1 pseudogene is annotated in these 1664 nt (G+C 69.7%); it reads right to left on the bottom strand.

The window, feature by feature from the left end:
- Positions 1-589: 589 nt before the first annotated feature.
- Positions 590-1524: pseudogene (locus ACIPM1_RS33825) on the bottom strand (IS5 family transposase).
- Positions 1525-1664: the final 140 nt, after the last annotated feature.

The following is a 1664-nucleotide window of genomic DNA, read 5'->3' as shown; positions in this document are numbered from 1 at the left end:
CGCCCGCATGCACAACCTCGCCCTCGCCGCATGAGCCGACGGACCAGCCGCGGGGTTCCGGCTGCGTGATCACGGCCTTCTGCAACACCCTTTAGCGGAGCGCCCATGACGGGCTCAGCCACAGCGCGGCAGCAGCCAGCTCCCCCTCAGCTCATCTCCGGGTCGTTCGGTCCGCTTACGCTGTTGCATCCGTGACGGTGGCGGCACGGTGCTCGGCCCCGCCAGCCTTTTCTGCCCTGCGACGTCGCCCGACCCGGACGCCACCCCTCCCACTGCTGGCCTGCTCGGCAGCACCACGGCCATGGCCGCAGACGGCCGCGCTCGGGTCACGTAGGCCGCTCAGCGATGCCGCTGTGCTCACCTTCCTGGCTGTGCGGGCTTTCTCGTCCTTGCCCGCTGCACGTGGCGCGGCGACCGGCGACCGGCCCGCGCGGGGCGAAGACATGAGCGCGGGGCCGAGTCGCCGGGCGGGCGCGCGCCGCGCTGTGCGTGGCGCCTTGATCTTCTGGCCGCTGGAGCGGGAGCTTTCGGCTGAAGAGGTGGTCGATCGGGCCTGTCGTATCGGCCGATCGCCATGTGAGATCGGGACTCAATTCCGAAGCCAAATCAGCACAGCTGCGGTGGTCGCGGTGCCGAGGAAGACATAACCGCTTGTCATAGCCAGTGGCCACAGCTCGGAACTGCTTCTCCCTGTTGATCGCTCGTTCCACTGTGTTGCGCTTCTTGTACCTCTCTTCGTAGAAGCCGGGTGGCCGTCCGCCGCGTGAGCCTTTGCGCAGGGGGGCGGCCTGGCTGTCGGACGTCTCCGGGACCGTGTGCCGGATGCCCCGGCGCCGCAGGTACTGGCGGCACGGGCGGTTGCTGTAGGCCTTGGCAGCCGCGAAGCTGTCGGGCTTCGTGCGCGCTCGGCCCGGACCGACCCGTGGCACGCGGATCTTCGCCAGCACCGCCTGGAACTGGGTGCAGTCCGCCCGCTGTCCGCCGGTCACGACCAGGGGCAGCGGGCGGCAACAGCCGTCGGCACTCAGGTGGCGTTTGCTGGTGAACCCGCCCGCGAGCGGCCCAGGCCCTCGCCTCCCGCACCACCTCCACCAGCCGGGCGAGCACGCTCTGCCACGGTGTTTCGCCCTGGTGTTCTGCCGCTTCGGCCCCCTTTGACGCCGGCGCCAGCAGCGGTCCCGCTCGGGCACCGGCCGCGTGTTGACGGGCCCGCACGACGGTGGAGTCCACCGAGATGTCCCAGTCGATCTCGCCCGCAACGTCGGCAGGGGCTTGGAGCTGCTGCAGCAGACGTTCCCACGTCCCGTCGGCCGACTACAGCCGGTGACGCTCATACACGGTCTTCCAGGGACCGAACCGCTCGGGAAGATCCCGCCACTGCACTCCGGTCCGCACCCGGTGCAGGATCCCGTCGATCACCTGTCGATGATCACGCCATCGGCCCCAACGCCCGTTGCTCACCGGCAGGAGCGGCCGCAACCGCTCCCACGCGGCGTCTGTCAGATCGCCCGCCCATGCACACAACAACGACCCAGGCACGGGCCGGCCACATGATCGCCCGGACAGCTCCTAGTGACCTGAGTCGGAGATTCGTCGTTGGTTCGGTATGAGTCGTCCGGGTCCGAAGATTCCGCCGTTGTCGGTGACCGATGCCCAGCGGGCCG

Origin of the sequence: Streptomyces sp. NPDC086766, from assembly GCF_044746005.1 — a bacterium.
Classification (GTDB): Bacteria; Actinomycetota; Actinomycetes; order Streptomycetales; family Streptomycetaceae; genus Streptomyces.
This window is presented reverse-complemented; position numbering and strand designations above follow the sequence as displayed.